At 57.1% G+C, this 26,068-nt stretch carries 22 protein-coding genes; 16 read left to right on the top strand and 6 right to left on the bottom strand.

What is annotated here, in order from left to right:
• The first annotated feature begins 196 nt into the window (after positions 1-196).
• Both H7B67_RS11595 and H7B67_RS11590 read left to right on the top strand, forming a co-directional pair.
• The gene (locus H7B67_RS11595; RefSeq protein ID WP_343069208.1) at positions 197-5,509 is read left to right on the top strand and encodes a choice-of-anchor D domain-containing protein; all 5,313 of its coding nucleotides are present in this window, start codon (positions 197-199) and stop codon (positions 5,507-5,509) included.
• Between the two features lie 49 nt (positions 5,510-5,558).
• Complete coding sequence (locus tag H7B67_RS11590; RefSeq protein ID WP_185119991.1) at positions 5,559-5,987, top strand: GNAT family N-acetyltransferase; 429 nt, start codon at positions 5,559-5,561, stop codon at positions 5,985-5,987.
• Between the two features lie 71 nt (positions 5,988-6,058).
• Here H7B67_RS11590 and H7B67_RS11585 read toward each other — a convergent pair whose 3' ends face one another.
• Complete coding sequence (locus H7B67_RS11585; RefSeq protein ID WP_185119990.1) at positions 6,059-6,700, bottom strand: TetR family transcriptional regulator; 642 nt, start codon at positions 6,698-6,700, stop codon at positions 6,059-6,061.
• Positions 6,701-6,888: 188 nt separating this feature from the next.
• Here H7B67_RS11585 and H7B67_RS11580 point away from each other — a divergent pair, with 188 nt between their 5' ends.
• From H7B67_RS11580 to H7B67_RS11565, 4 genes are all read left to right on the top strand, one after another.
• Positions 6,889-7,647 carry an SDR family oxidoreductase gene (locus H7B67_RS11580; RefSeq protein WP_185119989.1) on the top strand — a complete coding sequence of 253 codons (759 nt, stop codon included), beginning with the start codon at positions 6,889-6,891 and terminating at the stop codon, positions 7,645-7,647.
• Between the two features lie 34 nt (positions 7,648-7,681).
• Positions 7,682-8,566 carry an SDR family oxidoreductase gene (locus H7B67_RS11575; protein ID WP_185119988.1) on the top strand — a complete coding sequence of 295 codons (885 nt, stop codon included), beginning with the start codon at positions 7,682-7,684 and terminating at the stop codon, positions 8,564-8,566.
• Positions 8,567-8,965: 399 nt separating this feature from the next.
• Positions 8,966-9,352 carry a tautomerase family protein gene (locus H7B67_RS11570; protein WP_185119987.1) on the top strand — a complete coding sequence of 129 codons (387 nt, stop codon included), beginning with the start codon at positions 8,966-8,968 and terminating at the stop codon, positions 9,350-9,352.
• Between the two features lie 40 nt (positions 9,353-9,392).
• Complete coding sequence (locus H7B67_RS11565; RefSeq protein ID WP_185119986.1) at positions 9,393-10,079, top strand: HAD family hydrolase; 687 nt, start codon at positions 9,393-9,395, stop codon at positions 10,077-10,079.
• Between the two features lie 670 nt (positions 10,080-10,749).
• On the opposite strand, the gene H7B67_RS11560 is transcribed toward H7B67_RS11565, so the two are convergent.
• Both H7B67_RS11560 and H7B67_RS11555 read right to left on the bottom strand, forming a co-directional pair.
• On the bottom strand, positions 10,750-12,504 hold the full coding sequence (locus tag H7B67_RS11560; protein ID WP_185119985.1) for a response regulator: 1,755 nt from the start codon (positions 12,502-12,504) through the stop codon (positions 10,750-10,752).
• The gene (locus tag H7B67_RS11555) at positions 12,501-14,378 is read right to left on the bottom strand and encodes a cache domain-containing sensor histidine kinase (protein WP_185119984.1); all 1,878 of its coding nucleotides are present in this window, start codon (positions 14,376-14,378) and stop codon (positions 12,501-12,503) included. The genes H7B67_RS11560 and H7B67_RS11555 overlap by 4 nt, the downstream gene beginning before the upstream one ends.
• 119 nt (positions 14,379-14,497) lie before the next feature.
• Here H7B67_RS11555 and H7B67_RS11550 point away from each other — a divergent pair, with 119 nt between their 5' ends.
• From H7B67_RS11550 to H7B67_RS11530, 6 genes are all read left to right on the top strand, one after another.
• Positions 14,498-15,385, top strand: a complete 888-nt coding sequence (locus tag H7B67_RS11550) for a carbohydrate ABC transporter permease (protein ID WP_185119983.1) — start codon at positions 14,498-14,500, stop codon at positions 15,383-15,385.
• Positions 15,385-16,233 carry a carbohydrate ABC transporter permease gene (locus H7B67_RS11545; RefSeq protein WP_185119982.1) on the top strand — a complete coding sequence of 283 codons (849 nt, stop codon included), beginning with the start codon at positions 15,385-15,387 and terminating at the stop codon, positions 16,231-16,233. The genes H7B67_RS11550 and H7B67_RS11545 overlap by 1 nt, the downstream gene beginning before the upstream one ends.
• 123 nt (positions 16,234-16,356) lie before the next feature.
• The gene (locus H7B67_RS11540; RefSeq protein WP_185119981.1) at positions 16,357-17,667 is read left to right on the top strand and encodes an ABC transporter substrate-binding protein; all 1,311 of its coding nucleotides are present in this window, start codon (positions 16,357-16,359) and stop codon (positions 17,665-17,667) included.
• Between the two features lie 180 nt (positions 17,668-17,847).
• Positions 17,848-18,561, top strand: a complete 714-nt coding sequence (locus H7B67_RS11535; protein ID WP_342592653.1) for a MerR family transcriptional regulator — start codon at positions 17,848-17,850, stop codon at positions 18,559-18,561.
• Positions 18,562-18,693: 132 nt separating this feature from the next.
• Positions 18,694-18,828: a hypothetical protein gene (locus H7B67_RS31280; RefSeq protein ID WP_342592652.1), complete on the top strand. Its 135-nt coding sequence runs from the start codon at positions 18,694-18,696 to the stop codon at positions 18,826-18,828.
• Between the two features lie 15 nt (positions 18,829-18,843).
• A complete protein-coding gene (locus H7B67_RS11530; protein ID WP_342592651.1) occupies positions 18,844-19,392 on the top strand; it encodes a DUF559 domain-containing protein in 549 nt (182 codons plus the stop codon).
• A gap of 271 nt (positions 19,393-19,663) precedes the next feature.
• On the opposite strand, the gene H7B67_RS11525 is transcribed toward H7B67_RS11530, so the two are convergent.
• From H7B67_RS11525 to H7B67_RS11515, 3 genes are read right to left on the bottom strand one after another with little or no spacing between them, the layout of a single operon-like run.
• Positions 19,664-20,542 carry a sugar phosphate isomerase/epimerase family protein gene (locus tag H7B67_RS11525; protein WP_185119979.1) on the bottom strand — a complete coding sequence of 293 codons (879 nt, stop codon included), beginning with the start codon at positions 20,540-20,542 and terminating at the stop codon, positions 19,664-19,666.
• Between the two features lie 25 nt (positions 20,543-20,567).
• A complete protein-coding gene (locus H7B67_RS11520; RefSeq protein WP_185119978.1) occupies positions 20,568-21,425 on the bottom strand; it encodes a sugar phosphate isomerase/epimerase family protein in 858 nt (285 codons plus the stop codon).
• 46 nt (positions 21,426-21,471) lie between these two features.
• Complete coding sequence (locus H7B67_RS11515) at positions 21,472-22,536, bottom strand: Gfo/Idh/MocA family oxidoreductase (protein ID WP_185119977.1); 1,065 nt, start codon at positions 22,534-22,536, stop codon at positions 21,472-21,474.
• A gap of 135 nt (positions 22,537-22,671) precedes the next feature.
• Here H7B67_RS11515 and H7B67_RS11510 point away from each other — a divergent pair, with 135 nt between their 5' ends.
• The 4 genes from H7B67_RS11510 to H7B67_RS11495 all read left to right on the top strand — a co-directional run.
• Entirely contained in the window at positions 22,672-23,526 is an 855-nt protein-coding gene (locus H7B67_RS11510; protein WP_185119976.1) for an AraC family transcriptional regulator, read from the top strand.
• 30 nt (positions 23,527-23,556) lie between these two features.
• On the top strand, positions 23,557-24,687 hold the full coding sequence (locus H7B67_RS11505) for a GntR family transcriptional regulator (RefSeq protein ID WP_185119975.1): 1,131 nt from the start codon (positions 23,557-23,559) through the stop codon (positions 24,685-24,687).
• Between the two features lie 150 nt (positions 24,688-24,837).
• Complete coding sequence (gene araD / locus H7B67_RS11500; RefSeq protein WP_281067930.1) at positions 24,838-25,539, top strand: L-ribulose-5-phosphate 4-epimerase; 702 nt, start codon at positions 24,838-24,840, stop codon at positions 25,537-25,539.
• Positions 25,540-25,597: 58 nt separating this feature from the next.
• On the top strand, positions 25,598-26,068 hold a 471-nt coding region (locus H7B67_RS11495; RefSeq protein WP_246476041.1), incomplete at its 3' end, for an FGGY family carbohydrate kinase.

The raw sequence follows: 26,068 nt of genomic DNA, 5'->3' as shown, positions 1-26,068 counted from the left end.
GACAAGTTTGTTGCCTTACGGGAGAGCAGCTGCGGATCCAAGCGAAGTCGTAACTAATTTTAATGCCAGCTTGACGGCCGATCAAAATTTCTACGCTCCTGCGTTTTATTCTGTAGATGCTTGGGTTGACGATTCTTCCGTACAGGCTTCGGGGAGCTCTTTCGGGTTTGACACTTCGAGCCCCAATGCCGAAGATATGCAAGGGAGTTACAATTATTTTGCTGTGGACGTTACGCCGAAAGTCTCGGGTGAGTATACCTTCTTGGTTAACGGTGCAAATCTTAGTCCCGCGGCATCGGGTTGGGGATATAAGAACAGCTCCGGGCAGGACGTCGATGCGGCGGACGACACGGCACTATTCTTATATTCTTCGTTTGATCCCGAACAATCTCTTAGCCAACTTATGGTCGGAAACGACGATGTCGTAAATTATCAACTTTATGATACTTACCATGCAAATAATAATTTCAGGTCAACGTTAACTAGCGTGTTGCTTGAAGCCGGCGTGACGTACACGTTAGTAACAACCAGTTTTCAGGCGAATGTGACCGGTTCTATTTCTTTTAGCATTGCCGGCCCTGACGCGGTGACCCTTTCGGAAAATGAAAACTCAACAGGTTATACCCCTCCGGAACCCGAATTGTCGTACAGCATAGAAGCTATTGCTGACGTTACGTTGGGCGAGCTGATGGCAGGGTATGCATCAGGCGCGCAGGAAACGAAAACGATCACGGTGAAGAATACGGGCACCGGGGATCTGACGAACCTGAAGGCTGAGCTGAGCGGCGACGACGCGGAAGCGTTCGAGCTGACGCAGCCGACTGCAACGCTGAACGGCGGAGCCAGCACGAGCTTTACGGTCAAGGCGGTTGACGGCTTGGCCGCCGGAACGTACGTGGCGACGGTAACCGTCTCTGCGACTAACCTGACGGCGGATGAAACGTTCACGATCACGCAGGTGGTGAACGACGCGCCGACGTACGCGATCGAAGCGATCGAGGACGTAACGGCGACACCGTTGACGGCAGGATACAGCACGGGAGATAAGCAAACGAAGACGATCACGGTGAAGAGCACGGGTACCGGAACGCTGACGAACCTGAAGGCGGATCTGAGCGGCGACGACGCGGAAGCGTTCGAGCTGACGCAGCCGACTGCAACGCTGAACGGCGGAGCCAGCACGAGCTTTACGGTCAAGGCGGTTGACGGCTTGGCAGCCGGAACGTATACGGCGACGGTAACGGTCTCCGCGGACAACCTGACCGACGAGACGTTTACGGTCACCCAGAAGGTGAATGCCGCGCCGACGTACACGATCGAAGCGATCGATGACGTAACGGCGACACCGTTGACGGCAGGATACGACGCGGGCGATAAGCAAACGAAGACGATTACGGTGAAGAGCACGGGCACCGGAACGCTGACGAACCTGAAGGCGGAGCTGAGCGGCGCCGACGCGGAAGCGTTCGAGCTGACGCAGCCGACTGCAACGCTGAACGGCGGAGCCAGCACGAGCTTTACGGTCAAGGCGGTTGACGGCTTGGCCGCCGGAACGTACGTGGCGACGGTAACGGTCTCCGCAACTAACCTGACGAGCGAAACGTTCACGATAACGCAGGTGGTGAACGACGCGCCGACGTACGCGATCGAAGCGATCGATGACGTAACGGCGACACCGTTGACGGCAGGATACAGCACGGGAGATAAGCAAACGAAGACGATCACGGTGAAGAGCACGGGCACCGGAACGCTGACGAACCTGAAGGCTGAGCTGAGCGGCGACGACGCGGAAGCGTTCGAGCTGACGCAGCCGACTGCAACGCTGAACGGCGGAGCCAGCACGAGCTTTACGGTCAAGGCGGTTGACGGCTTGGCCGCCGGAACGTACGTGGCGACGGTAACGGTCTCCGCAACTAACCTGACGAGCGAAACGTTCACGATCACGCAGGTGGTGAACGACGCGCCGACGTACGCGATCGAAGCGATCGAGGACGTAACGGCGACACCGTTGACGGCAGGATACAGCACGGGAGATAAGCAAACGAAGACGATCACGGTGAAGAGCACGGGTACCGGAACGCTGACGAACCTGAAGGCGGATCTGAGCGGCGCCGACGCGGAAGCGTTCGAGCTGACGCAGCCGACTGCAACGCTGAACGGCGGAGCCAGCACGAGCTTTACGGTCAAGGCGGTTGACGGCTTGGCAGCCGGAACGTACGTGGCGACGGTAACCGTCTCTGCGACTAACCTGACGGCGGATGAGACGTTTACGATCACTCAAGTGGTGAACGACGCGCCGACGTACGCGATAGAAGCGATCGAGGACGTAACGGCGACACCGTTGACGGCAGGATACGACTCGGGCGATAAGCAAACGAAGACGATTACGGTGAAGAGCACGGGCACCGGAACGCTGACGAACCTGAAGGCGGAGCTGAGCGGCGCCGACGCGGAAGCGTTCGAGCTGACGCAGCCGACTGCAACGCTGAACGGCGGAGCCAGCACGAGCTTTACGGTCGAGGCGGTTGACGGCTTGGCCGCCGGAACGTATACGGCGACGGTAACCGTCTCCGCGAATAACCTGACCGACGAGACGTTTACGGTCACCCAGGTCGTGAACGCCGCGCCTACGTATGCGATCGAAACGATCGCTGACGTAACCGCAAGCGAGCTGGTGGCAGGCTATGCATCTAGCGCGAAGGAAACGAAGACGATTACGGTAAAGAGCACGGGCACCGGAACGCTGACGAACCTGAAGGCGGAGCTGAGCGGCGCCGACGCGGAAGCGTTCGAGCTGACGCAGCCGACTGCAACGCTGAACGGCGGAGCCGGCACGAGCTTTACGGTCAAGGCAGTTGACGGCTTGGCAGCCGGAACGTATACAGCGACGGTAACCGTCTCCGCGAATAACCTGACCGACGAGACGTTCACGATCACGCAGGTGGTGAACGCCGCGCCGACACCGCTGACGTACACGATCAAAGAGATCGATGACGTAACATTAACGACGTTGACGGAAGGGTATGCGTCAGGCACGCAGGAAAAAAAGAAGATCACGGTGCTGAACAACGGAACCGGGGATCTGACAAACCTGTCTGCTGCGCTAAGTGGCAGCGGAGCGAGCAACTTCGTTCTGACACAGCCGCTGGACTCGAGCTTGGCTAGCGGTGAAGACACAAGCCTTGCTGTAAAAGCGAAGGATAACCTGCCAGCCGGAACGTACACGGCAACGGTAACCGTCTCCGCGAATAACCTCGCGGAAGCAGAGACGTTTACGATCACTCAAGTGGTGAACGCCGCGCCGACGTCGCCGACGTACACGATCGAAGCAATCGGTGATGTAACGGCGAATGAGCTAACGGCAGGATATGCATCAGGCACGCAAGAAGCGAAGAAGATCACGGTGAAGAACACGGGCACCGGGGATCTGATGAACCTGAAGGTTGAACTGAGCGGCAGCGGAGCGAGCGCCTTCGAACTGACGCAACCGCTGGATTCAAGCTTGACCAGCGGAGAAGAAACATCCTTCAAGGTGAAGGCGAAAGATAACCTGCCAGCCGGAACCTACGTGGCGACGGTAACCGTCTCCGCGGACCACCTGACGACGGACGAGACGTTTACGATCACCCAGAAGGTGAACCTGCCTGAAGTACCCGCTAGCCCGCAGAACCTTACAGCTACCGGGGGAGATCGGCAAGTCTCGTTGACTTGGCATCCCGTTGACGGAGCCTCCTTCTACAACATATTTATGGGGACGGCTTCCGGCCGATACGGCAGCGAACCGATCGCGACCGTAACGGATGCGGAAGCAAACGTACCGAACCTGACGAACGGCACCAAATATTATTTTATCGTTAAGGCGGGGAATAACGGCGGACTGAGCTCCGGTTCCAATGAAGCGAGCGCAACGCCGGCAACGGCCCCGGCTGCCCCGAATAATGTCGTGGCTACGGCAGGTAACGGTCAAGCCATCGTGACGTTCACGGCTCCGAATGACAATGGCGGAAACGTGATTACGGGTTACGTGGTAACGGCGATGCCGGGCGGCATTACGGCAACCGGGACGGCAAGTCCTATCACCGTTAACGGGTTGACGAACGGTACGGCTTATACATTCACGGTGAAGGCGTTGAGCCTCGGCGGCAACAGCGCGGAATCGGCCGCTTCTCAGCCGGTTACGCCATGGGCGCCATCCGGCGGAAACGATGGAACGCCTCCGCCTGCCACCGATACGAACGCGCCCGAAGCATCGGATTCGGATGTTGAAGTTCTGGTCAATGGCGTAGTGGAAAAGGCGGGCAAAGCGTCAACGACAACGGTCAACGGCCAAACCGTGACGACGGTTACGGTGGATCAAACCAAGCTTGACGAGAAACTCGCAACGGAAGGCAACGGAGCGCTGGTCACCGTTCCGATTATGACCGGTGCCGATGCGGTGTTCGCCGAGCTCAATGCCCAGATGATCAAGAACATGGAGCTTAAACAAGCGGTAGTCGAGCTCAAGACTCCGAATGCCGCATACAAGCTGCCCGCGCAGCTAATCAACATCGACTCGATTTCCGGACAAATCGGACAGGCGGTAAGCCTGCAAGATATCAAGATCCATATCCAAATTGCCGTGCCGTCGGCAGACACGGCGGAAGTCCTCCGGAACTCGGCAGTGCAAGGCAATTTCGGCATTATCGTTCAGCCGCTTGAATTTACGATTACGGCGACATACGGCGGCCAAACGGTTGACGTCAACCGATTTGAAGCATATGTAGAGCGGACGATCGCAATCCCTGACGGCGTCGATCCGAGCCGTATCACCACCGGTGTCGTGATCGAACCGGACGGAACCGCTCGCCATGTGCCGACTAAAGTCGAACAGAGGGATGGAAAGTACGTTGCGGTAATCAACAGCCTAACGAATAGCACGTATTCCGTCGTTTGGCACCCGGTTGAGTTTGCGGACGTCGCACGCCATTGGGCCAAAGATGCCGTTAACGATATGGGTTCGCGCATGGTCGTTGAAGGTACCGGCAATGGAATGTTCAGTCCCGATCAGAAGGTAACCCGCGCGGAATTTGCCGCCATTATCGTACGCGCATTGGGATTGAAGGAAGAAGGCGGAACCTCGGCATTCGCCGACGTGAAAGCTTCGGACTGGTTCGCCGGGGCGGTGAATACCGCTTTCGCTTACGGGTTGATCGAAGGCTACAATGACGGTTTATTCCATCCGACGGACAACATTACCCGCGAGCAAGCGATGGCGATTCTAGCCGAAGCGATAAGCATAACCGGACTCCAATTGACGGCGCCGCAGCAGCAAGAAGCCGACAAGATACTGCTTTCGTTTGCGGATGCGGCACAGGTATCCTCATGGGCGAGGGCGGATGCGGCGAAAGCGCTGCAAGCCGGAATCGTAACGGGCAAAGACGGACAGAAGCTCGCTCCGCAAGATGATGTGACCCGGGCAGAGGTAGCCGTCATGGTTCAAAGGCTTCTGCAAACATCGGGGCTGATTTAAACAAGTTATGCTGACCACTCGTTTGGCCGTACCGGAAGATGAGCCGTTTTTGTTCGAGGTCTATGCGGATACCCGCAGCGAAGAGCTTTCTTCATGGGGGTGGACCAAAGAACAATCCAACCTTTTTCTGCGAATGCAATACGAGGCTCAAAGACGTTCCTACTTCGGGGACGCCTCCTCGGCGAAGGAGGAAGTGGTCCAATATGAAAAGGAAAGAGTCGGCCGAATCCTAACCCGTACGACGGATCTCGTTCTCGCGATTGTCGATATTTCATTGCTGAGCGGTTTCCGTAACAGGGGGTTCGGAACGGAATTGATTCGCAGATGCCAGCGGCATGCCTACGGAACGAACCGTTCGGTTGAATTGCATGTGTTGAACGGAAACCCGGCAATGCGGTTGTATGATCGGCTGGGATTCGAGGCGGTTTCGGAGGCTTCGCCTTACATCGCGATGAAGTGGAGCCCCCAAGCTTTTTGAACAAAAAGGATCTATTTGACGAAAAACCAGCTTTTTCGGGTTTCGACCGAAAATGCTGGTTTTTTATTCTTCTAGGATATGGTCTGCAAAATATGGACGACCTTATTCTCGAAATCGGAGTCGTCAACCGCGTCCAGATATTCGGGTTTGAGCAATTGATACTTTTTTATTTTGTAAAATTCCATGATCGCTTGCTTCAAAGTGAGATCGTACCACTGAATGCTGAAGGTCGGCTCCATGATGCGCCGCAGCACGGCATCGTCTTGAACCAAAGAAAGCACCGCGTTCAACCGGTTAAAAATGTTCCGATCCATCCCGCTTTCAAAAAAGGCTTGCAAATTTTTATTTCGGTTTTGTTGGGCGATGACTAGCCTATCGAAAAGCTGCGGATAGAATTCCTTGAGGTCTTGCAGGAACAAATCGGACAAATAAATCACGCAAATCAACGATTGCAGGAACGTATGCTGAAAGCGCTCGGTGAAAGAGAGGGAATCGTCGCTGACAACGGTATCGGCCTGCTGCAAATACTTCTCTTCATACTCGACGACCTGCTCGATGATTTCGTCTTTGGACGAAAAATGCTTGTACAGTGTCACTTTGCTAATATCCATAAATTTGGCGATATCGTCTATTTTCAGTTGGCTGAATCTGGTTTTTCTGATAACGGGTTTGATTTTATTGATATATTGATCTGCGCTCACGGGTTTTCTCACGATAGAAGCCTCCTCTGACACTCATTCCTGATAGTATACCAAAATCGCCGACACGACAAACGAAATTCATTTATTTTAATAACTTAACAAAATTAATAAAAATAGTTTACTTAATTAATTTCGAGTTGTATAATCGATCCTGTACTTCATTATCCGATTGAGGAATATCCAGAGGAGGCAGAGTTCAAATGGAACAATCAGGAAGCGGCAAATACGCCGGTAAAAAAGTCGTGATCACGGGAGGAAGCAGCGGGTTCGGGCTCGAGACGGCGAAGCTGTTGGCGGAAGAAGGAGCGCGCGTTCTGATTACCGGACGTACCCAAGCCACGCTGGACGCGGCTCTTGAACAAATCGGCGGCAACGCGGTCGCCGTCGTGAGCGACGCCGCGTCGCTCGCGGATATCGAGGCATTGGCCGACCGGGTGAAGGCGGAGTTCGGCACGATCGACGCTCTGTTCGTGAATGCCGGCGTCACGCGCTTCGCCCCCTTTGAGGCAGTGACCGAGGAAGTGTACGACGAATTGCTAACCATCAACGCCAAGGGTCCGTACTTCACCGTGCAGAAGCTCGTCCCGCTGCTAAGAGAGGGAAGCGGCGTGGTTCTTACCACCTCTGTCGCGAACGTGCTCGGCATTCCGATGATCAGCGCGTACGCGGCCAGCAAGGCAGCGCTGCGCTCCATGACCCGCAGTTTGGCCCGCGAGCTTCTGCCGCGTAAAATTCGCGTCAACGCGGTAAGCCCCGGCCCCATCGACACGGGCATTTTGGACAGGTCGATGCCGAAGGAAGCGGCCGAACAGACCAAGGCGCAGATGGCTCAAGAGAACCCGATGCTGCGTTTCGGCGCCCCTATCGAGGTTGCCAAAGCCGTCGCGTTCCTTGCTTTCGACGCTACCTACACCACCGGAGCCGAGTTCCCGGTGGACGGAGGCGGCTCTCAGATTTAAGTTCAAGGCTTTTGAAAAAAAGGAGGAATTATATATGCGCGTATTTGTAACCGGAGCAACGGGCTTTATCGGTTCCGCCGTCGTACGGGAGCTAATCGATGCCGGGCATGAAGTTGTTGGCCTGGCACGTTCGGACAATGGAGCGTCAGCATTGAAGGAGGCCGGAGCCGACGTTCATCGCGGTTCTCTCGAAGACCTCGACAGCCTTCGCGGCGGCGCCTCCGCGGCGGACGGCGTCATTCATTTGGCGTTTAACCACGATTTCTCGAATTTCGCGGCATCCGCCGAGACCGACAGTCTGGCGATCGACGCGATCGGGTCGGCGCTAGAAGGCACCGGGAAACCACTCGTGGTCACTTCGGGAACCTTAATGCTCAAGCCGGGAACCCTCGTGACGGAAAAGGACGCGTCGAGCCAGGCTACGCCGCGGCGCTCCGAGGAGGCGGCATTCGCGCTGGTAGAGCGCGGGGTGCGAGCATCGGTCGTCCGTCTTGCGCCGTCCGTGCATGGCTTGGGCGATCATGGCTTCGTATGGAGCTTGATCGGCAAGGCTCGCGACAATGGCGTCTCTGCCTATATCGGCGACGGACTCAACCGCTGGCCGGCCGTGCACCGGCTGGATGCCGCGCGCCTCTTCCGGCTGGCGCTCGAGAAGGGGAGCGCGGGAGCCCGATATCACGGAGTCTGCGACGAAGGCGTGCCGTTCCGGGACATCGCAGCCGTCATCGGGCGGCACCTGAATCTGCCTGCGGTCAGCATTGCCCCCGAAGAAGCGGAAGCTCATTTCGGGTGGCTTGCCTTCGCCGCTTCGGCGGACAACCCGGCGTCGAGCGCGCTGACCCGGGAACGCCTGGGTTGGCGGCCGACGCACCCCGGGCTTATCTCGGACCTCGAAGAAGGACATTACTTCAAGATCTAAAGATACATGTAGAGAGGCTGACCCAAGAATCGCGAGAGCGACGGCGGGACAGCCTCTTTTTCCATAGAAATCCCTAGATGCCGTGCGGTGGTTTGTTTTGTTCACGTTTCAGACAAACTAACGATGATGGATTTTTTATGTAACACTTCCGACATAATTCGCTAAAATTCGACTATTCGCGAGTCGTAGGGGCCCATTTTCCTATAAAAGCTCAGGGGGAAATCGGCGGGATACGCAAAGAACAAACCTGGAAAACGGTCCCAAAACAGCGAGAAGCCCATCCGGAGTCGAAAAAGTTTGAAAATTGTTCTGAAAATATTTCTGAAAACAATGCTATGATGTTTCGTATATAGGAGAACTGATTCTACGAATTAATATAGAGCAAGGAGGCGATCCTGCATGGTCCAAGTTAAAATTTACGGCATCCGGGACAAGCTCGGAGCCATTCGCTTAACGTTGTCGGATATGGTTCATATGAGTTTGGTGGAAGCTTTTCAAATTCCGGAGGAAGAGAAGTTCCAACGGTTCTTCTGGCTGGAGAGAGACGATTTTCTCTACCCTGCAGGACGCTCGGAACATTATACTATTATCGAGATTCTGATTTCCGAGGGTCATTCCGATCAGGCCAAAAAGCAGTTGATCAATCTCATTTACGAGAGGACGGCCGCGTGCGGTTTGACGGCGAACGACTTGGAGATCGTGCTGATCGAGTCCCCTTTGACCAACTGGGGGATCAACGGATTGCCGGCGGACGAGCTGGAGCTGCCCTATCGCATCGACCTGTGAGTCCGAGACGAATTTTCATAGCCTGGGGAGTTGGAAGACCATGATACGCGCTATCGTATTTGATTTTGACGGAACGATAATGGACACCGAGTCGGTCGCTTATGACGCGTTCAGGGGAATCTTCAACGAATACGGCCTCGAGCTGTCGCTCGCCAAATGGGCGAAAGGAATCGGCACTTGGGGAGCGTACGATCCGTACAAGGATCTCGAGGAGCAGACGGGGCTTCTGCTTAACCGCGAGGAGCTGAACCGGCAGTACGAGATGTCGTTCGCCGAGAAGGTGAAGAACGTCGAGGTTCGCCCCGGCGTCGTCGCCGTGCTGGAGGAGGCTTCGCGCCGCGGGTTCGGGCTCGCTCTCGCGACGAGCTCGTACCGGAAGAACGTGATTCCCCATCTGGAGGAAAAGGGCCTGCTGCACTATTTCCAAGCGATCCATACCGCGGACGAGGTGGAGAAGGTGAAGCCGGATCCGGCGTTGTACAAGCTGGCGATCGCCTCCTTGAAAGTGCGGCCGGAGGAAGCGGTGGCGATCGAGGACTCGGTTAACGGGCTGCGCGCCGCCAAAGCTGCGGGACTGTTCGGCCTCGCCGTGCCGAACGAGCTGACCGCGTTCATGGATTTCTCGGAGGCGGATCTGACCATCCCGACCTCGCTCGCTCAACTGCCGTTCGACGAATGGATGGGCCGGCTGCACAAGCAGGGCGCTCCGAAGCCGGCTCGGGGGTAAACTCGAGCTGCGTATCAGGGAGCCTTGAGGCGGGGAGATGTACGGAAAAATCGTGCAACTTCTTGGTTAGTAGGTGCCGATTGATCGGAGATGCACGGAAAAATCGCATATCACCCTTGGTTAGGGCGCCGACAGCAACACATCCTCTATGCCGTGGATTTTCCACCAAACTCACTCTAACTCGCTGCACCAGTAACCAAGTCATAAGCTAACTCTCTGTTAGCGTCCCCTCCGTCAGGAGATAGTCGAAAAAAAATCGACTAACGGCCCCTTCGAAGGGGCGGATGAGCTCGAGATAGTCGAAAAAATCGACTAACGGACCCTCCGAAGGAGCGTATGAGCTCGAGATAGTCGAAAAAATCGACAAACAGCGCCTCCGAAGGGGCGGATGAACTCGAGATAGTCGAAAAAATCGACTAACGGCTGCTCCGAAGGGGTCGATGAACTCGAGATAGTCGAAAAAATCGACTAACGGACCCTCCGAAGGGGCGGATGAGCTCGAGATAGTCGAAAAAATCGACTAACGGCCCCTTCGAAGGGGCGGATGAGCTCGAGATAGTCGAAAAAATCGACTAACGGACCCTCCGAAGGGGCGTATGAGCTCGAGATAGTCGAAAAAATCGACTAACGGCTGCTCCATTGGGAGAGGCCCCCTCCACTCATGCGATCTTCACTCCGCCCCGCCCGACTTCCGGTACTGGTTGGGCGAGACGCCTTCCAGCTTCTTGAACACCTTGCTGAAGTATTTCTCGTCGGAGATGCCGACCATCTCGGCGACGTCCGCGATGCGCAGCTGCGGGTTGCCGAGCAGCAGCTTGGCTTTCTCGATGCGGATGCGGCCGAGGAAGTCGGAGAGGTTCTCGCCGAATTCCTGTTTGAAGCGGCGGGAGATGTACTCCCGGCTTAGGTAGAATTGGTTCGCGATGTCCTGCAGCGTCAGCTCGCGGTTGTAGTTCTGCTCGATGTACTTCGCGATCTCGCCCATGACGTTGCGCTCGCGGCCGCGCTCGGCGCCTTGCTTCGCAGCAACCCGCGACAGCCGTTCGCTCCACTCGCGACCCCATTGCTCCAGGGAGAGCGAGCCGTCCTCCCCCAGCGGAACGGAGTTTGCCGGCGCGTTCGGCCGCTCTTCTTCGCCATGCAACGTCGAATCGCCGATGCCGGCCCCGATTCCCCAATCCTTGGCCCAACGCTCCAGCATGGCGCCGAATTCATGCCGCCACAGCTCCATATGCTCAAGAGTCACGACCGGAAGCCGGCTTACCTCCTCCAGCCACCGACCGACCGCCATGCCGATCTCCGCCCCGTTGCCGCTGAGCACCGCCAAACGGAAGCTTTCCTCGAACTCGAACAAGCTTAATTTCCCGGCCGGATGACGCTCGTTCGGGTCGTACTCGTGGCACCACGAGGCGCGGGATAGTATGTTCCGGTGCTTCAAAGCCGCTCGGGCCGCGGCATACGAAGTCCCCAGCCCGTTCGGAAAAGCTTCGACGGTGCCGATGCCCAGATCGAATCGGCACTTCAGCGTGGACAGGAAGGCCTGCTGGATTCTAGCCAACAGCTCCCTAACCTCCGAGAGTCGATCCCAAAGAACGATAAGCACGTCATGGTCGCTATTCCAATAGCGGCAGGCAAAGCCGCGATAGTTTTCCTTTACTCGGTAGCTCTCCCTGTCTCGGTAGCTCTCCCTGTCTCGGTAGCTCTCCCTGTCTCGATTGTTCTCCCTTTCGCGGTCATCCGCCCTTGCTCGAATACGCTCCCCCGGATCCTCCCTCAGAAATTCATTGCAAATATTCGTCACGGTGAAGAAGAGAAGGTCCCGGTTGCGGGTGTACTTGTCCATGACCGAGCGGCTCATCGTATCCATGCTCAGAATGACGACCTGCGCTTGACGCGCTCCGCCCAGCCCGAATTCCTCCTCCAACGTCTCCCTAACCGCACCGTAAGTCGCCGGCTCGGACACCAAGCTGGAGAACATTTTGTCCCAATAAACCGGCTTCAATTGATTCATCTCGATGTTGCGCTTCTGGGTCCGCTTGCGCTCCTGGCTCTCCTGCTCCCAGCTGGCGACCGCTTTGACGAGCGCCTCCTGCAGCTGCTCCGGATCGACCGGCTTCAGCAGGTAATCCTGCCCGCCATATTTCATCGTGCTCCGCACGAGGTGAAAATCGTCATGCCCGCTCACGACGATCCGGCGTCCCGGGTATTCGCGCTCCTGCATCCAAGCGAGCAGCTCCACCCCGTCGCGGAGAGGCATCCGCATGTCGGTGACGACGATCTCGGGCTTGTCCCGCTCGATGATCCGCATCGCGTCTTCGCCGTTATCCGCCTCCATGATCTCCGAGATGCCAAGCGTACTCCAATCCACCAGCAGCTTGATCGCTTCCCGCACGTGCTGTTCGTCGTCTACCAGCAACACCTTCATGGCTGACCCTCCTGATCTTGAACTCTTGGCCCCTCAACCTCCAACCCGCTTTGAAGCGGGATCCGCAGCGCGACCCGGAAGCCGCCGGGGCCGCCCCCGGGGCTGTCGATCGACAGCGAGGCCTTCTCGCCGAAGTAAAGCTTCAGCCTCATGGCGACGTTGCGCAGTCCGATGCCTTCCTCCGCCTCGTCCAACGGAGCCGCTCCGAGCCGCGCGAACTGCTGCTGAAGCTCGTCCAACCGGGCGGGCGGCACGCCAAGCCCGTTGTCCTCCACCTGAACGAGCAGCCAACCGTCCTTCGTCATGCGCGAGGATATCGTCAGCGCCCCGGCCCCGCCCTGCGGCTCGTACCCGTGCTTGAAATAGTTCTCGACAAGCGGCTGCAGCAGCATTTTGGGAACGAGTACCTGCCGGGACGCGGGATCGATATCGAACGCGATGTCGATCTGGTCCGAGAAACGCTGCTGTTGCAGCTCCAGGAACGCCTTCGCATGGGCAAGCTCCGACTCCAGCGGAACGATCGCGTCGTTCGTGTTCATCGTGTAACGCATCATCCGGGCAAGCGAGCTGAGCAGCGAATACACCTTCGGAGCCTTCGACTGCAGGGCCAGAGTGCCGATGGACTGAAGCGAATTGTTCAGAAAATGGGGGTTGATCTGCGCCTGCATCGCCTTGAGCTGGTTCGTCTTGTTCGCTAGCTCGAGCTTATATTCCTTGTTGATCAGGTCGCCGATCGTGCCCATCATCGAGTTGAAGCGCCGCGCCAGAATGCCGATCTCGTCCTTGCTCTGCACGGGGACGGCGGCGGCGTTCAGATTGCCGATCTGGGCTTTGTTGATATGCAGAATCAGCTGCTTGATCGGCCTCGTGAACTGGAACGAGATGAACAGGGTGGCCAGCACGACGACAACGAGGAAAAGCGCGATGATAAGCGAGTTGATCGTCCGAACCGTCTGGGCATCCTCGTACAGGTACGAGTAGGGAAGCTCCTTGACGACGATCCAATCCATGAAATTCGTCTGAAGAGTGTCGTAGATGACGATGCCGGAGAAGCTGTCGTCCTGCCACTCGATGTGCCCGCTCTCCTGAGGAAGCGACAGAAGCCGATCCGTCCATGCCAGCTGCAGCGGACCCTCGTCCAGCTTGGAATTCGCGGAGCAGAGAAGCTGTCCGCTCCGGTCCATGAGGTAAAGCGTCTCCTTGCTCGACGTGACCAGGCTGGAGCAGATTCCTTCGAGCTCCTCGCTTTTGATATCGATGGAGAGGTAGCCGATGATCTCGTCGCTCGGCGTGCGGATGATGGGGCGCCGCAAAGTGAATACGCTTTCCTCTTTGATGCTGCGATTCCGATCGTACGCGTAATGAGCGCTCCGATGAGTCGCTTCGACGAAGGGCTTCGGATTGTTCGCGCGCGCGGAAGGCCATTCGATCGTGCTGTTGCTTCCTCCCCGGTACAAACCTCTGGCAAGCAGGTAAGTCATCCGGTCGGGCCCGAGAATCTGAAGCTGTATCTGGTGGGCTCCGGGCAGCGATTGGTACATATTCAGCAGATGCGTGTACAGCGTCATGCGGTTGTTCGCGTCGAACGTTTCGCTGACGACGTTGGCCGCGCTCCCTCTCTCGATGATGGCGAACATGGAGGTCGGACTGTTGTTGGAATTGTAAGCGTTAAGGGAAACTCGGTTGATCGTGTTCATGTAATTCAGGATGTTATTCGCGCCGAGGGACAGCATCGTCTGGTTCTCTTTGATCGACTTCTCGGTCACGGCGGACTTGATATAGTGATTGGAGACCAGCATCGAGATCAATATCGGAATGATGGTCGCCGCCAGCAGCAAGGCCATCAGCTTGGTGCGGATGCTCGTCCGAAACATCGCCGGTCCCTCCCCTTGAGGTCAATATATTACACCAAACCCATCATATCTATCGGTGGCCCGTCTGACAATATCTCTTTATCATTCAGAATATGGAATGGCGAAAGGGGAGAGAGGCAATGTCATTGCGCAAAAAAACGGGAGAGTGGATCCGGCAATCGGTGTTCGTGGGTCCGGGGCTTATTGCTTTCTCCATCATCGTGCTGGTGCCGTTCTTGCTTGGGTTCTATTATTCGTTCACGGAATGGAATGGACTGGATCTGAACAAGGCCAAGTGGATCGGCATGGACAATCTGAATCGAATCTTCGCGAACGACGAGAAGTTCTGGGCGTCGCTCGCGTTCACTCTGAAGTTCACGGCGGTTACGGTGCTGATCACGAACGGGCTTGCTTTTGTGCTGGGGCTTGCCTTGTCGAGAGCTCTTAAGACCCGCAACTTCCTGCGGACGGTCTTCTTCCTGCCGAACGTCATCGGCGGCATCCTGCTCGGCTATATCTGGCAGTTTATCTTCACGAAGGGCTTCAAAACGATCGGGGAATTCACCGGCTGGCCGCTGTTCGAGCTGCCGTGGCTCGGAACCCCCGGGACGGGCTTCTGGGGACTCGTCATCGTGTTCGTCTGGCAGTCCGCGGGCTACATGATGGTCATCTACATCGCGGCGATCGTCGGCGTGCCGAAGGATCTGTCCGAGGCGGCCGTCATCGACGGGGCGAGCTACTGGCAGACGGTCCGCAAGGTGACGATCCCGCTTATCATGCCGGCCGTTACCGTCTGCTTGTTCCTCACGACCTCGAACGCGTTCAAGATGTTCGACCTGAACCTGAGCTTGACGAAAGGCGGGCCGGGAACGTCCACCCAGTCGCTCGCTTACAACATTTACGCGGAAGCGCTGGTTAACAACCGATACGGCCTGGGCACGGCCAAAGCGATGATTTTCTTCGTTCTCGTCTCGCTTATCGCCATTACGCAGGTGTGGCTGACGAAGCGCAAGGAGGTGGAGGCCTGATGAGCAAAGCTATCCTAGCGGAACGCAGATCGAAGAAGCTGCTGATCGTCGAGGCGATCGCGATCGTTCTCGCGCTGTTGTTCCTGGCTCCGTTCTACTTCGTTCTCGTCAACTCGGTCAAAGCGCTCGGCGAGATCATGGTCGATGCCGCTTCGTTGCCTAAGGAGTACTTGTTCGCTAACTATTCGAAGGTTTGGGACATCATCCGGTTCCCGAACGTGCTGTATCATTCCTTCTTAATCACGGCGCTAAGCGTTCTCGGCCTCATCCTCCTCAGCTCGATGACCGCTTACCGGATCGTTCGCAGACCGACGATTTTCAACAAAACGCTCTTCTTCTGCTTTATCGCCTCGATGACGATTCCGTTCCAATCGGTTATGCTTCAATTGGTGCGGGTCACGAGCACGCTCGAGCTCCGCGGCAATCTGATCGGCATCGTCGTCTGTTACCTGGGCTTCGGCCTCGCCTTGTCTGTCGTGTTGTTCCACGGGTTTATCAAGGGAGTGCCGCTCGAGATCGAAGAGGCGGCTGTCGTGGACGGATGCTCGCCGTACGGGGTGTTCTGGAGAATCGTGTTCCCGCTGCTGAAGCCGATTACCGTTACCGTCGTTATTTTGAACACGCTGTGGATTTGGAACGATTATTTGCTCCCGGTGCTGATCATCGGCTCCAACAAGGACCTGACGACGATTCCTCTCGCGGTGACCCGATTCTTCGGGCAGTACACGAAGCAGTGGGATCTGGCGCTTGCCGGGCTCGCGATGAGCGTCACGCCGATTATTGTCCTATTCCTGCTGCTGCAGAAGCATATTGTCGAAGGGATTACATCGGGTTCCATAAAAGGGTAAAAATACAAGTGGTCAATATGTTCCACCTAATCGTTCAACATCTTCGGTTCAGGGTTGTGCAAACGGTTTCTATAATGAGTTCAGTAAGCCAAAGAATATACCAATCAGGGAGGTCTTCTTCGCATGAAACGCATGTCCGCCTTATTGATGGCAACGGCACTGGTAACGGTTATGGCCGGTTGCGGGAACGACAACGACAACAACGGCGCGGCCAGCCCCAACGCTTCCGGAGGCTCCGCTTCTCCTGCCTCGACCGAATCGGCAAGCCCGGCAGCCGAGAAGAAGGACGTCAAGATCAAGATTTTCAACTTCAAGGTCGAGATCGCGGACAAGTTCAATCAGCTGGCCGAACAATACGAGAAGGAGACGGGAGTCCAGGTCGAGATCGAAACCCACGGCGGCGGCGAAGATTACAACGCCCTGCTGAAGGCGGAGATCGCGTCCGGCTCCGAACCGGAGATCTTCAACTCCGAAGGCTTCGCGGCTCTCGAGCCGTATTACGACCGCGCGACCGACCTGTCGGGCGAAGCTTGGGCGAAGGACGTCGTGCCGGCCGCGGCGGCGCCGGCGACGGTGGACGGCAAGCTGCTCGGCATGCCGATGAACATCGAAGGCTACGGCATCATTTATAATAAAGATCTGTTCGCGCAAGCCGGCATTACCGAGCTCCCGAAGACGCTGACGCAGCTTAAGGACGCCGTGGCCAAGCTCGAGGCGGCCGGCATCACGCCGTTCTCGACGACGAACGAATGGTGGTCCATCGGGCACCACACGATCAACGTCGGTCTCGCCGAGCAACCGGATCCGGTGGAGTTCATCGAAGATACGAAGACGGGCGCCGCTTCCTTCAAAGGCAATTCCGTGTACGAGAACTGGATCAACTACGTCGATCTGGTGTTCGGGCACAGCCAGAAGGACAAGCTGACGACGGACTACGCGACCCAAGTGTCCTTGTTCGCGACGGGGAAGGCCGCGATGATCCAGCAAGGCAACTGGATTCAAGGAGACATCGACAAGGTAGCGAAGCTGAACCTCGGCATGCTGCCGATTCCGCTCGACGACAGCGGCAAATCTCACATCTATACCGGTCCGGCCAACTTCTGGATCGTCAACAGCAAGTCCAAGTACCCGGAAGAAGCGAAGGCGTTCCTGAATTGGCTCGCCACTTCCGAGACCGGCAAAACGTACCTGACGAAGGAGTTCAAGTTCATCCCGGCGCTCGTGACGATTCCGGCGACCGCGGACGACATCGGCCAGCTCGGCGCCGCCGTCTCCGAGCAAGCGAAGGACGCGGGCGGCTGGCATTGGGGCCGCTACCCGGACGGCGTCATCCAAGGATGGGGCGCCGCGATGCAGGAATACCAAGGCGGCTCGATCGACAAGGATAAGCTGTTCGAGAAGTTCGACCAGGCGATCAAGGATATCGTTCAGTAAGCGAAGTAATGGCAAGCAGAGTAAATGCGGCATGGAAAGCCGGCGGATCAGGGTCCGCCGGCTTTATTATTTTTTTCGCAGAAGCCTTGACTCTCCTCTTAGGGGAGACTTTATGCTACGGATTGAAGGGAGGGATGAGCAACGGTATACACGGTTAAGGAAGTGTCGGAGCTATCGAACGTGACCGTCAAGACGCTTCATCACTATCACAAGATCGGACTTCTGCCGCCGAGCAAGGTAAGCGAAGCCGGCTATCGGCTGTATGGCAAGGCGGAGCTCGAACGGTTGCAGGAGATTTTGTTTTTCCGGGAGATGGAGATGCCCCTGGATCAAATCAAGGAAATGTTCGAAGGGCATTCGGATCGGCTCTCCATTCTGCAGCAGCAGGAGGAAATGATCCGCAGTCGCAGGCAGAGGCTGGACGCGATCGCTCAAACGTTAAGTAAATCCATTATGTGCATGAAGGAAGGGATACCTATGGAAAACAAGGAAATGTTCAAAGGATTCGCAAACGAGGAGGAGTGGAATCGGGCGCTCTCCGGGCAGAAGGAGTATTTAAAGGAAACTTATGGGGCGGAGCTTGCCGAGGTCGCTCCCGACGACGTTCCGGAATTGAACGAACAAGCCGTCGAAGCGATGGCCTTCATGAATCTAATGGCGGCCTCGCTGCGGGAAGGCGTCAAGCATAACGAAGAGAAAATCGCGGAGTCGATTCGTTGCCATCTGGAATTCCTGAATCGTCATGGGCATCCGGCATCGGCTTCCGACTTTGCGGCGCAAACTCGGTTTTTCTTAAGCGACGACTTTCATCTTAAGATGCTCGAAGACCAGCAGACCGGGCTCGCTTATTATTTGTCGGCGGCGGCGGAGGCTTATGCTTCTGCGGAGAGATAAAGAATTTTGAGAAACAGATGGAAATGTATGGGTGAGTTTACTAAAATAGAAGCAACAGAGACGAAGAACGTCCTGATCCGCTCCTTGCGAGCGTTTCGGTTCGTTCTTTGTTTATTTTCAGGGGGGACAAGCATGGTAACGAGAACAGGGGCAAGCTTTGAAGAAGCGCATCAAGTTTTTATTCGGGGACATCTCGAGAGAAGGAAGGGGGAGCGGCGAGGGCGGCTGGAACGCGGGCATCGGGAGGCGGAAAAGCTGTTCTGCTGAAATGTATGGTGGCCTTTGCGCGGCAGCTTCGACGGCTTGCATCCCGAATACGAGGTGCTTGATTGGCGGGGCATGAGCTACTTCTGCGACTTCGCGTGGATTACGAGCCAGGTGAAGCTCATCATCGAAATCAAGGGCTTCGGTTCTCACGTGAGGGACATGGATCGCAAGAAGTACAGCAACGAGCTGAACCGCGAGACTTTTCTAACCGCCATGGGGTTCGTCGTCATCTCGTTCTCCTACGACGATGTAAAGGACCGACCGGAGCTGTGCAGGACTCTTCTGAGGATGGTGTTGAGTCGGTATCAGGCGGAGCCAGGAGACGGAAAAGAAACGAAAACTTCTATTGCCGAGAAAGAGATCGTGCGTCTAGCCCATACTCTTGCTCGCGCGATAAGGCCGATCGACGTGGTAAAGCATTTGGGCCTCAATCAGAGAAGTGCGGTTAAGTATCTGAATGCGCTCAGCGAGAAAGGGGTGTTCAATCCAATAAAAGCAAGCGGATGCGATCGCATTATGAAGTACGAGCTTCGAGAGAATTCGGCTGAGAGGCTCTGGAGGTGATACTGGCCGCCCTGTTTAGGTGAATGTAATGCGAAAGTGCATCTCTTTAAATGTTTAAAGCGCGTTTGGGGAGAATGAGGTGCAAAAATACATCTGATCCAATTCCAATGACGGAAACAAACCGAATCTGCAAGAATCAAGTGCATTTTTACATCTCATTGTTTAATTTCAAGCAAAAATGAGGTTATGAGATGTATTTTTGCATCACATCGAGAGTAATCTGCGACAACGAACAACCCCCGAGAACGTTTCGTTCCCGGGGGTGTTCGCCTTACCGATACTGCTTCAAGAACTGAACCGCCTTGGCGATGTCGCCGGACGGGTCGGTGCCGACTTCGCGTTCGATGGTGAGATAGCCGTTGTAGCCGATATCGTTCAGTGCCTGAAGGTAGGCGTTCCAGTCGACGGAGCCTTCGCCGAGCGGCACTTCGCGGAAGTAGACGCCGGACTCGACCTGCATCGCCAGCTTCTCGTGCTCCATCGGCTCGAAGCCGAGAGCGCCGTAAATGTAGCGCGGATCGACCTCCTGCAGGCGGACGCCGTCCTTGGCATGGGTGTGCACGATGTAGTCGCGCAGCGTGTACACGCCTTGGACGGGATCGTCGCCGGTCACCATGACGAGGTTCGCCGGGTCGTAGTTGACCGAGACGCCCTTCGTGCTTAGCGTATCGAGGAAGGACTTGAGCCGGGCCGACGTCTCCGGGCCGGTCTCGATCGCGAAGTACGCGTTCAGGCTGCTCGCGTACTGGCTGAGCTCCTCGCAGGCGGACTGCATCGCCGCGTAGACCGCGCTGCTTGGGTCCTCCTGCACGATACCGATGTGCGTCGTCACGATGTTCGTGCCGAGCTCGACGGCCAGATCGAGGATGCGCTTCGACTTCTCGATTTTCCACGGGTTCTCGCTCGCATCCTGGAAGCCGTGCCCGCCGAGATCGCCGACAAGGGCGGAGATGCGCAAGCCCTGAGAATCGAGCTCGTCCTTCAGCTCGCGAATGCGGGCCTTCGTGATGACGGCGGGATCCATCTCGCCGCTGACGGCATAAATCTGCACGCCGTCCGCGCCGACTTCCTTCGCCTTGCGAAGGCCTTCGCTGACGCCGACGCGGAAGCTGTCCACGATGACGCCGATCGGATTCGTAATTCTAACCATGGGGCTCTATTCCTCCTTTTAATGGTTAAACTTCGTTCCACAGCCGTCTTGCGTTGTCCAGCCCAAGTCTCGCCCCGAGCCGGCAGTCTTCCAGCCCCTCGAACTCGAGAGACAGGTAGCCGTCGTAGCCGGAAGCTTTAACGACGCGAAGAACTTCGCGAGTGTCGATGTCCCCGTGCCCGAAGATCGCTCCGCGAAGATGATTGCCCGCGGTCGTCGCGAACCAGCCCTCGCCGGGCCGCGCGTTCTCCGCCCGAACGTAGAAGTCCTTCAAGTGAACGATGGAAGCCTTGCCGATCGTCCGCTTCACCGCGGCGACCGAATTCTCGTCCGCGCACAGGAAGTTCCCGATATCGAGCGTGAGCTTGAAGTTCAGATGCCCCACGGCATCGATCAAGGCGAGCACGCGCTCGCTGCCTTGCAGGAAGTAGCCGTGGTTCTCCAGGCTGGTGACGACGCCTTGCTTCTCGGCATATTCGGCGATGCGGCAGCAAGCGGCCGCCAGCTTCGGAAGCTCCCGCTGGAACTGCTCCGTCGACGCCCCGTCGCGGAAGGCGACGTCGTGCCGCATCTTGCCGACGCCCAGCGCTTTGGCGATATCGACGTGCGCCATGACCCGCTTGATCTCGCTCTCGTAGGCTTCGTCGTCCTCCGCGTCGAAGTTGGCTCCGATCGCGTAGTTGGAGATATCGAGCCCTCGAGCCGAGGCGCGCTCTTTGATCCGTTCGATCAACGAAGGCTCCTCGATCAAGCTGTACCCGATCGGAACGATCTCGACATGCTCCCCTTCATGGTCGGCGATCCAGTCGATGACGTCCAGGACGGTCATCTCGCCCGAGTTCAAAGCTCCTTGAAGGCTATAAGTGCTTAATCCGAGTTTCATCGATTCGTCCCCTTTTTCCTTGATCTAGTTCCCTATCTCTCGAAGCTTAATCCAGCCGGATCTCGCTGCCCTTCTCCGCCGACTCGTAAACCGCGCGCAGCATCTTCATGACGGCGACGCCGTCCTCGACCGGGCTGAGCGGCTCCGTTCCGTTCTGGACGGAAGCGACGAAGTGGTTGATCTCCTCTTGGAAAGCCCGAACGAAGTTAAACCCTTTATCGTCCGTCTGAGGAACGACGTTCAGCATGATATCGTGCTTCTCGGTCGCGATCTTCACCTCGGGGTCGACCTCGAACCCGCCCTTCGTGCCGAACAGCTTGACCGACGTTTCGTCCTTGCTCGCATGCAGCGTGAAACTGACATCCACCAATAAAGAAGCGCCGTTCTCGAAGCGGATCATCGCATTCGCCATATCCTCGACGGTGTTGAGCGACGCGTCGTAGTCCGCCGCTTTATAGAAGCTAAGCCCCTTGACGTTGGAGCGGTTGCCCAGCTTGTTGTATACGTTGCCGCTGACCGATACCGGCTTCGGCTTGCCCATCAGGTACCAGATGAGATCGATGACGTGAACGCCGATGTCGATGAGCGGTCCGCCGCCGGAGCGGGTTACGTCCGCGAACCAGCCGCCGGGATTGCCGAGCCTGCGCAGGATGGATGCCTTCGCGTAGTAGATCTCGCCGAATTCGCCGAGCTGGGCGAAGCGGTTCAGCAATTGGGCATTCGGGTCGTACCGGCGGACGAAGCCGACCTGCAGAATCCGATCCGACGAGCGGACGGCCTCTTGGATCTCCAAAGCCTCTTCGACGGTCAAGCTAAGCGGCTTCTCGACGAGCACGTGCTTGCCCGCTTGAATGGCTTTAATGGCGATAGGGGCGTGCGTGTTGTTCCATGTGCAGATACTGACGGCGTCGATCTCCGGATCGGCGAGCAGCTCGTCGAAGCTTCCGTAGCTGCGCGAAGCGTTGTATTTACGTGCGGTCTCCGCCGCTCTTGCCGCGTTTACGTCCGCCACGGCCGCTAGCTGAACTTCGGGATGGTTCCGGTAAGCGTCCAAGTGAGCCTGAGAGATCGATCCGGTGCCGATAACTCCGATTCTGACGGTGTTTGCCACGATTCATCGCTCCTTATGGGTTTGCTATTCACACTAGGTAATATAGAATGAAAGGGAAGCGAGAGCCATGAACGGCTATGCTGAGTTTTTGTAAAATTGTGCGATGGGAGGCGGTAAACCTTGGAGAAACCCCCTATGCTAAGAGAAGAAATGGACATGCCGGATCCGCTCTTCCCGATGAAAATCCATCGTTGCCTCTACGAGAAATCGGGTACCACGACGTTCAATAATCATTGGCACGCCCACCTCGAGTTTATTTACGTCATGGAGGGAGAGGTTCGCTTCACCTGCAACTCCCAGCAATACGACGCGGTTCCTGGCGACATTTTTATCCTCAACAGCACCGATCTTCACCATGGCATCACGCTGTCCGACCGGGTTTTCTACTATGCGGTAATCGTGGATCCGTCTCTGCTTCACAGCCGCACGGTCGACGCGGTGGAGACGAAATACATCGCCCCGATCGCGAGCAACCGGATTCGCTTCGAGAACAAAATTTCCGACGATCCCCTTGTCAGGGAGAGCCTCTCTTCTCTGATCGAGGAGTTCTTCGGCGAGGCTTTCGGGTACGAGCTGGCCGTCAAGTCCTGGATCTATCGTCTGCTGACCGCGCTGCTGCGCCATCACGTCGCCGTGCAATTTTCCCCCGAGGAGTATTCGTCCCGCATTCGCAAGCTGGAGCGGATCGATCCGGTTCTGCGCCACATCGAGGAAAATTACTCCCGCAAGCTCTCCGTCGACGAGCTCGCCGATATCGCGAACATGAGCCGCTTCCACTTCGGGCGGACGTTCAAGGAGCTGACGGACCGGTCCGTGACCGATTACATCAACTTCGTGCGAGTCAACCGCTGCGAGTACGACCTGAGGCATTCGGACAAAACGATCACCGAGATCGCGCTGACGCACGGCTTCCACGACGTGTACTACTTCAGCCGGCTTTTCAAAAGCTACAAGGGCGTTCCCCCCACCGAATTGCGCAAAACCAACTAAAGGTACGTACAAGTTCAAGCCTGTGCTATAATGAGCCTATCAACTTCGTCCGAGGTGAATGGCTTGAGTTCTTCGCAATCCCCGAAATACTTGAAGCTCAAAGAAGAAATCGTCTCCTGGATCGCCGGCGGGCGCTACCGTCCGGGGGACAAGCTGCCTTCGGAGAACGAGCTGTCCGAACAATTCGGCCTGAGCCGCCAGACGGTCCGCCAATCGATCGGCGAGCTGGTTCAGGAAGGCTGGCTCTCGCGGGAGCAAGGCAAGGGAACGTTCGTCTCGCGCTTGTCGGGAGAGCGAAGAACGGCCGGCGGCAACCGCACGGTCGGGATGATCACGACTTATATTTCGGATTATATTTTTCCCTCTATCGTGCGCGGCGTGGAGGCCGGGCTCAAGGAGCAGGGCTACCGGCTGCTGCTCTCGAGCACCGACAACCGCAAGGACCGGGAGCGTGAGAGCCTCGAGATGATGCTGAGCCAAGGCGTGTGCGGCCTCATCGTCGAGCCGACGCGAAGCGCGGAAGGCAATCCGAATTTCGATGCCTATATGGCGATGCAATACCACGGCATTCCTCTGCTTATGATCAACGAGAGGTATCCGGACCTGGACTGCCCGGTCGTGAAGCAGGACGACGAAGCGGGCGGGCGCGTGGCGACGGAGCATTTGCTGTCCTTGGGGCATAGGCGCATCGCGGGCTTCTTCAAGACGGACGACCTGCAGGGCGTGAACCGGATGAAAGGCTTCGTGAAGGCGCACCGGGAGCGCGGCATCCTCGTCGATCCGGAGCTAGTCGTTCGGTACGAGACCGAGCAGAGGGAGGAGCTGCCCCGGGCGGCGCTTCGCGAGCTGCTGAACCGGACGGACCGGCCGACCGCCATCGTCTGCTACAACGATCAATTGGCCGTGGCGCTGCTGGACGTCGTGCGGGAAGCCGACTTGCGAGTACCCGAGGACCTGTCGATCATCGGATATGACGATTCGTTCCTGGCGACGGCGACGGAGATCAAGCTGACGAGCGTGAACCATCCGAAGGAGGAGCTGGGCGAGAAGGCGGCGCAGCTGCTCATCTCCATGCTGGAGAACGGGGCGCGGCAGGAGGAACCGGGCTGGGAATTCGCTCCGCAGGTCGTTCCTCGACAGTCGACGGCTTCCATAGAGTAAAGCGGATGCGGCAGGTTCGATAGAAATCTGTCGCTTCTTGTCTGAACAGGCAGGCAATCTATGGGGGACCTCTCGACATACATGTACGTACAAGTGTATAATGTAAACGGATTCGAATGCGGACTTTTAGCGGGAAGGGATGGATGCGAGTTGTTGGAAAAATTAAAACAAAGCGTGTGCCGAGCGAATGCGGAATTGCCGGCTTATGGTCTGGTTACGTTCACTTGGGGCAACGTCAGCGGCTTCGACCGGGAGTCGGGCCTTATGGTCATCAAGCCGAGCGGGGTTCCGTACGAGGAGCTGACGCCGGAGCAGATGGTCGTCGTCGATCCGGAAGGCAACGTCGTCGAGGGCAACCTGCGCCCGTCCTCGGACACTCCGACCCATCTCGCTCTCTATAAGGCATGGCCGGGCATTGGCGGCATCGTTCATACCCACTCGTCCTGGGCGACGATCTGGTCGCAGGCGGGCCAAGGCATTCCGGCGCTCGGAACGACGCACGGCGACTACTTCTACGGCACGATTCCGTGCACGCGTCCGATGACGGCGGAGGAGATCAAGGGAGCCTACGAGCTCGAGACGGGCAACGTCATCATCGAGACGTTCAAGGGAATCGACCCGAAGGCGGTGCCGGGCGTTCTCGTGTACAGCCATGCCCCGTTCGCGTGGGGCAAGGACCCGATGGACGCGCTGCACAACGCGGTCGTGCTCGAGGAGGTGGCGAAGATGGCTTACCATACCCGGCAGCTGAACGGCGGCATTCCGTCGATGCAGCAGGAGCTGCTCGATAAGCATTATCTTCGCAAGCACGGGGCGAACGCCTATTACGGCCAGCCGGGCAAGGAGCATTGAGCGTTAGAAGCTGAGCCACGGAATCATCCAATATCATTCCCATATGGAGGAAGAGACGATGAGCAAAAAATACGCCATCGGCATCGACTACGGAACGCAATCCGGCCGCGCCGTTCTGGTGGATCTGGCGAACGGCCATGAAATCGCCGATCATGTCACCCCTTATCCGCACGGCGTCATCGACGAGAAGCTGCCGGCGTCCGGAATCGAGCTGGAGCACGACTGGGCGCTTCAGCATCCGGACGACTATATCGAGGTGCTTCGCAAGTCGGTTCCGGCCGTGCTGGCCGAATCCGGCGTGTCGCCGGAGGACGTCATCGGCCTCGGCATCGACTTCACGGCGTGCACGATGCTGCCCGTGGACGCGGACGGCACGCCGCTGTGCCTCAAGCCGGAGTGGAAGGACAATCCGCACGGCTGGGTGAAGCTGTGGAAGCACCATGCGGCGCAGGACGAGGCGGATCGCCTCAACGCGATCGCGGCGGAGCGGGGCGAGAAGTTCCTTCCGCGCTACGGCGGCAAGATCTCG

This window comes from Cohnella thailandensis, from assembly GCF_014212135.1.
In the GTDB taxonomy this organism is placed as follows: domain Bacteria; phylum Bacillota; class Bacilli; order Paenibacillales; family Paenibacillaceae; genus Cohnella; species Cohnella thailandensis.
Note: the sequence above shows the minus strand (reverse complement) of the source record. Positions and strands in the feature narration are given on the sequence as shown.

What these genes read in the sequence shown, in the direction of transcription:
- H7B67_RS11525 (WP_185119979.1), bottom strand. Translation starts at nt 20,542, where the DNA reads ATGGTTAGAATTACGAATCCGATCGGCGTCATCGTGGACAGCTTCCGC.
- H7B67_RS11550 (WP_185119983.1), top strand. Translation starts at nt 14,498, where the DNA reads ATGTCATTGCGCAAAAAAACGGGAGAGTGGATCCGGCAATCGGTGTTC.
- H7B67_RS11575 (WP_185119988.1), top strand. Translation starts at nt 7,682, where the DNA reads ATGCGCGTATTTGTAACCGGAGCAACGGGCTTTATCGGTTCCGCCGTC.
- H7B67_RS11540 (WP_185119981.1), top strand. Translation starts at nt 16,357, where the DNA reads ATGAAACGCATGTCCGCCTTATTGATGGCAACGGCACTGGTAACGGTT.
- H7B67_RS11580 (WP_185119989.1), top strand. Translation starts at nt 6,889, where the DNA reads ATGGAACAATCAGGAAGCGGCAAATACGCCGGTAAAAAAGTCGTGATC.
- H7B67_RS11595 (WP_343069208.1), top strand. Translation starts at nt 197, where the DNA reads ATGCAAGGGAGTTACAATTATTTTGCTGTGGACGTTACGCCGAAAGTC.
- H7B67_RS11555 (WP_185119984.1), bottom strand. Translation starts at nt 14,378, where the DNA reads ATGTTTCGGACGAGCATCCGCACCAAGCTGATGGCCTTGCTGCTGGCG.
- H7B67_RS11560 (WP_185119985.1), bottom strand. Translation starts at nt 12,504, where the DNA reads ATGAAGGTGTTGCTGGTAGACGACGAACAGCACGTGCGGGAAGCGATC.
- H7B67_RS11510 (WP_185119976.1), top strand. Translation starts at nt 22,672, where the DNA reads ATGCTAAGAGAAGAAATGGACATGCCGGATCCGCTCTTCCCGATGAAA.
- H7B67_RS31280 (WP_342592652.1), top strand. Translation starts at nt 18,694, where the DNA reads ATGGTAACGAGAACAGGGGCAAGCTTTGAAGAAGCGCATCAAGTTTTT.
- H7B67_RS11520 (WP_185119978.1), bottom strand. Translation starts at nt 21,425, where the DNA reads ATGAAACTCGGATTAAGCACTTATAGCCTTCAAGGAGCTTTGAACTCG.
- H7B67_RS11565 (WP_185119986.1), top strand. Translation starts at nt 9,393, where the DNA reads ATGATACGCGCTATCGTATTTGATTTTGACGGAACGATAATGGACACC.
- H7B67_RS11505 (WP_185119975.1), top strand. Translation starts at nt 23,557, where the DNA reads ATGAGCCTATCAACTTCGTCCGAGGTGAATGGCTTGAGTTCTTCGCAA.
- H7B67_RS11545 (WP_185119982.1), top strand. Translation starts at nt 15,385, where the DNA reads ATGAGCAAAGCTATCCTAGCGGAACGCAGATCGAAGAAGCTGCTGATC.
- H7B67_RS11570 (WP_185119987.1), top strand. Translation starts at nt 8,966, where the DNA reads ATGGTCCAAGTTAAAATTTACGGCATCCGGGACAAGCTCGGAGCCATT.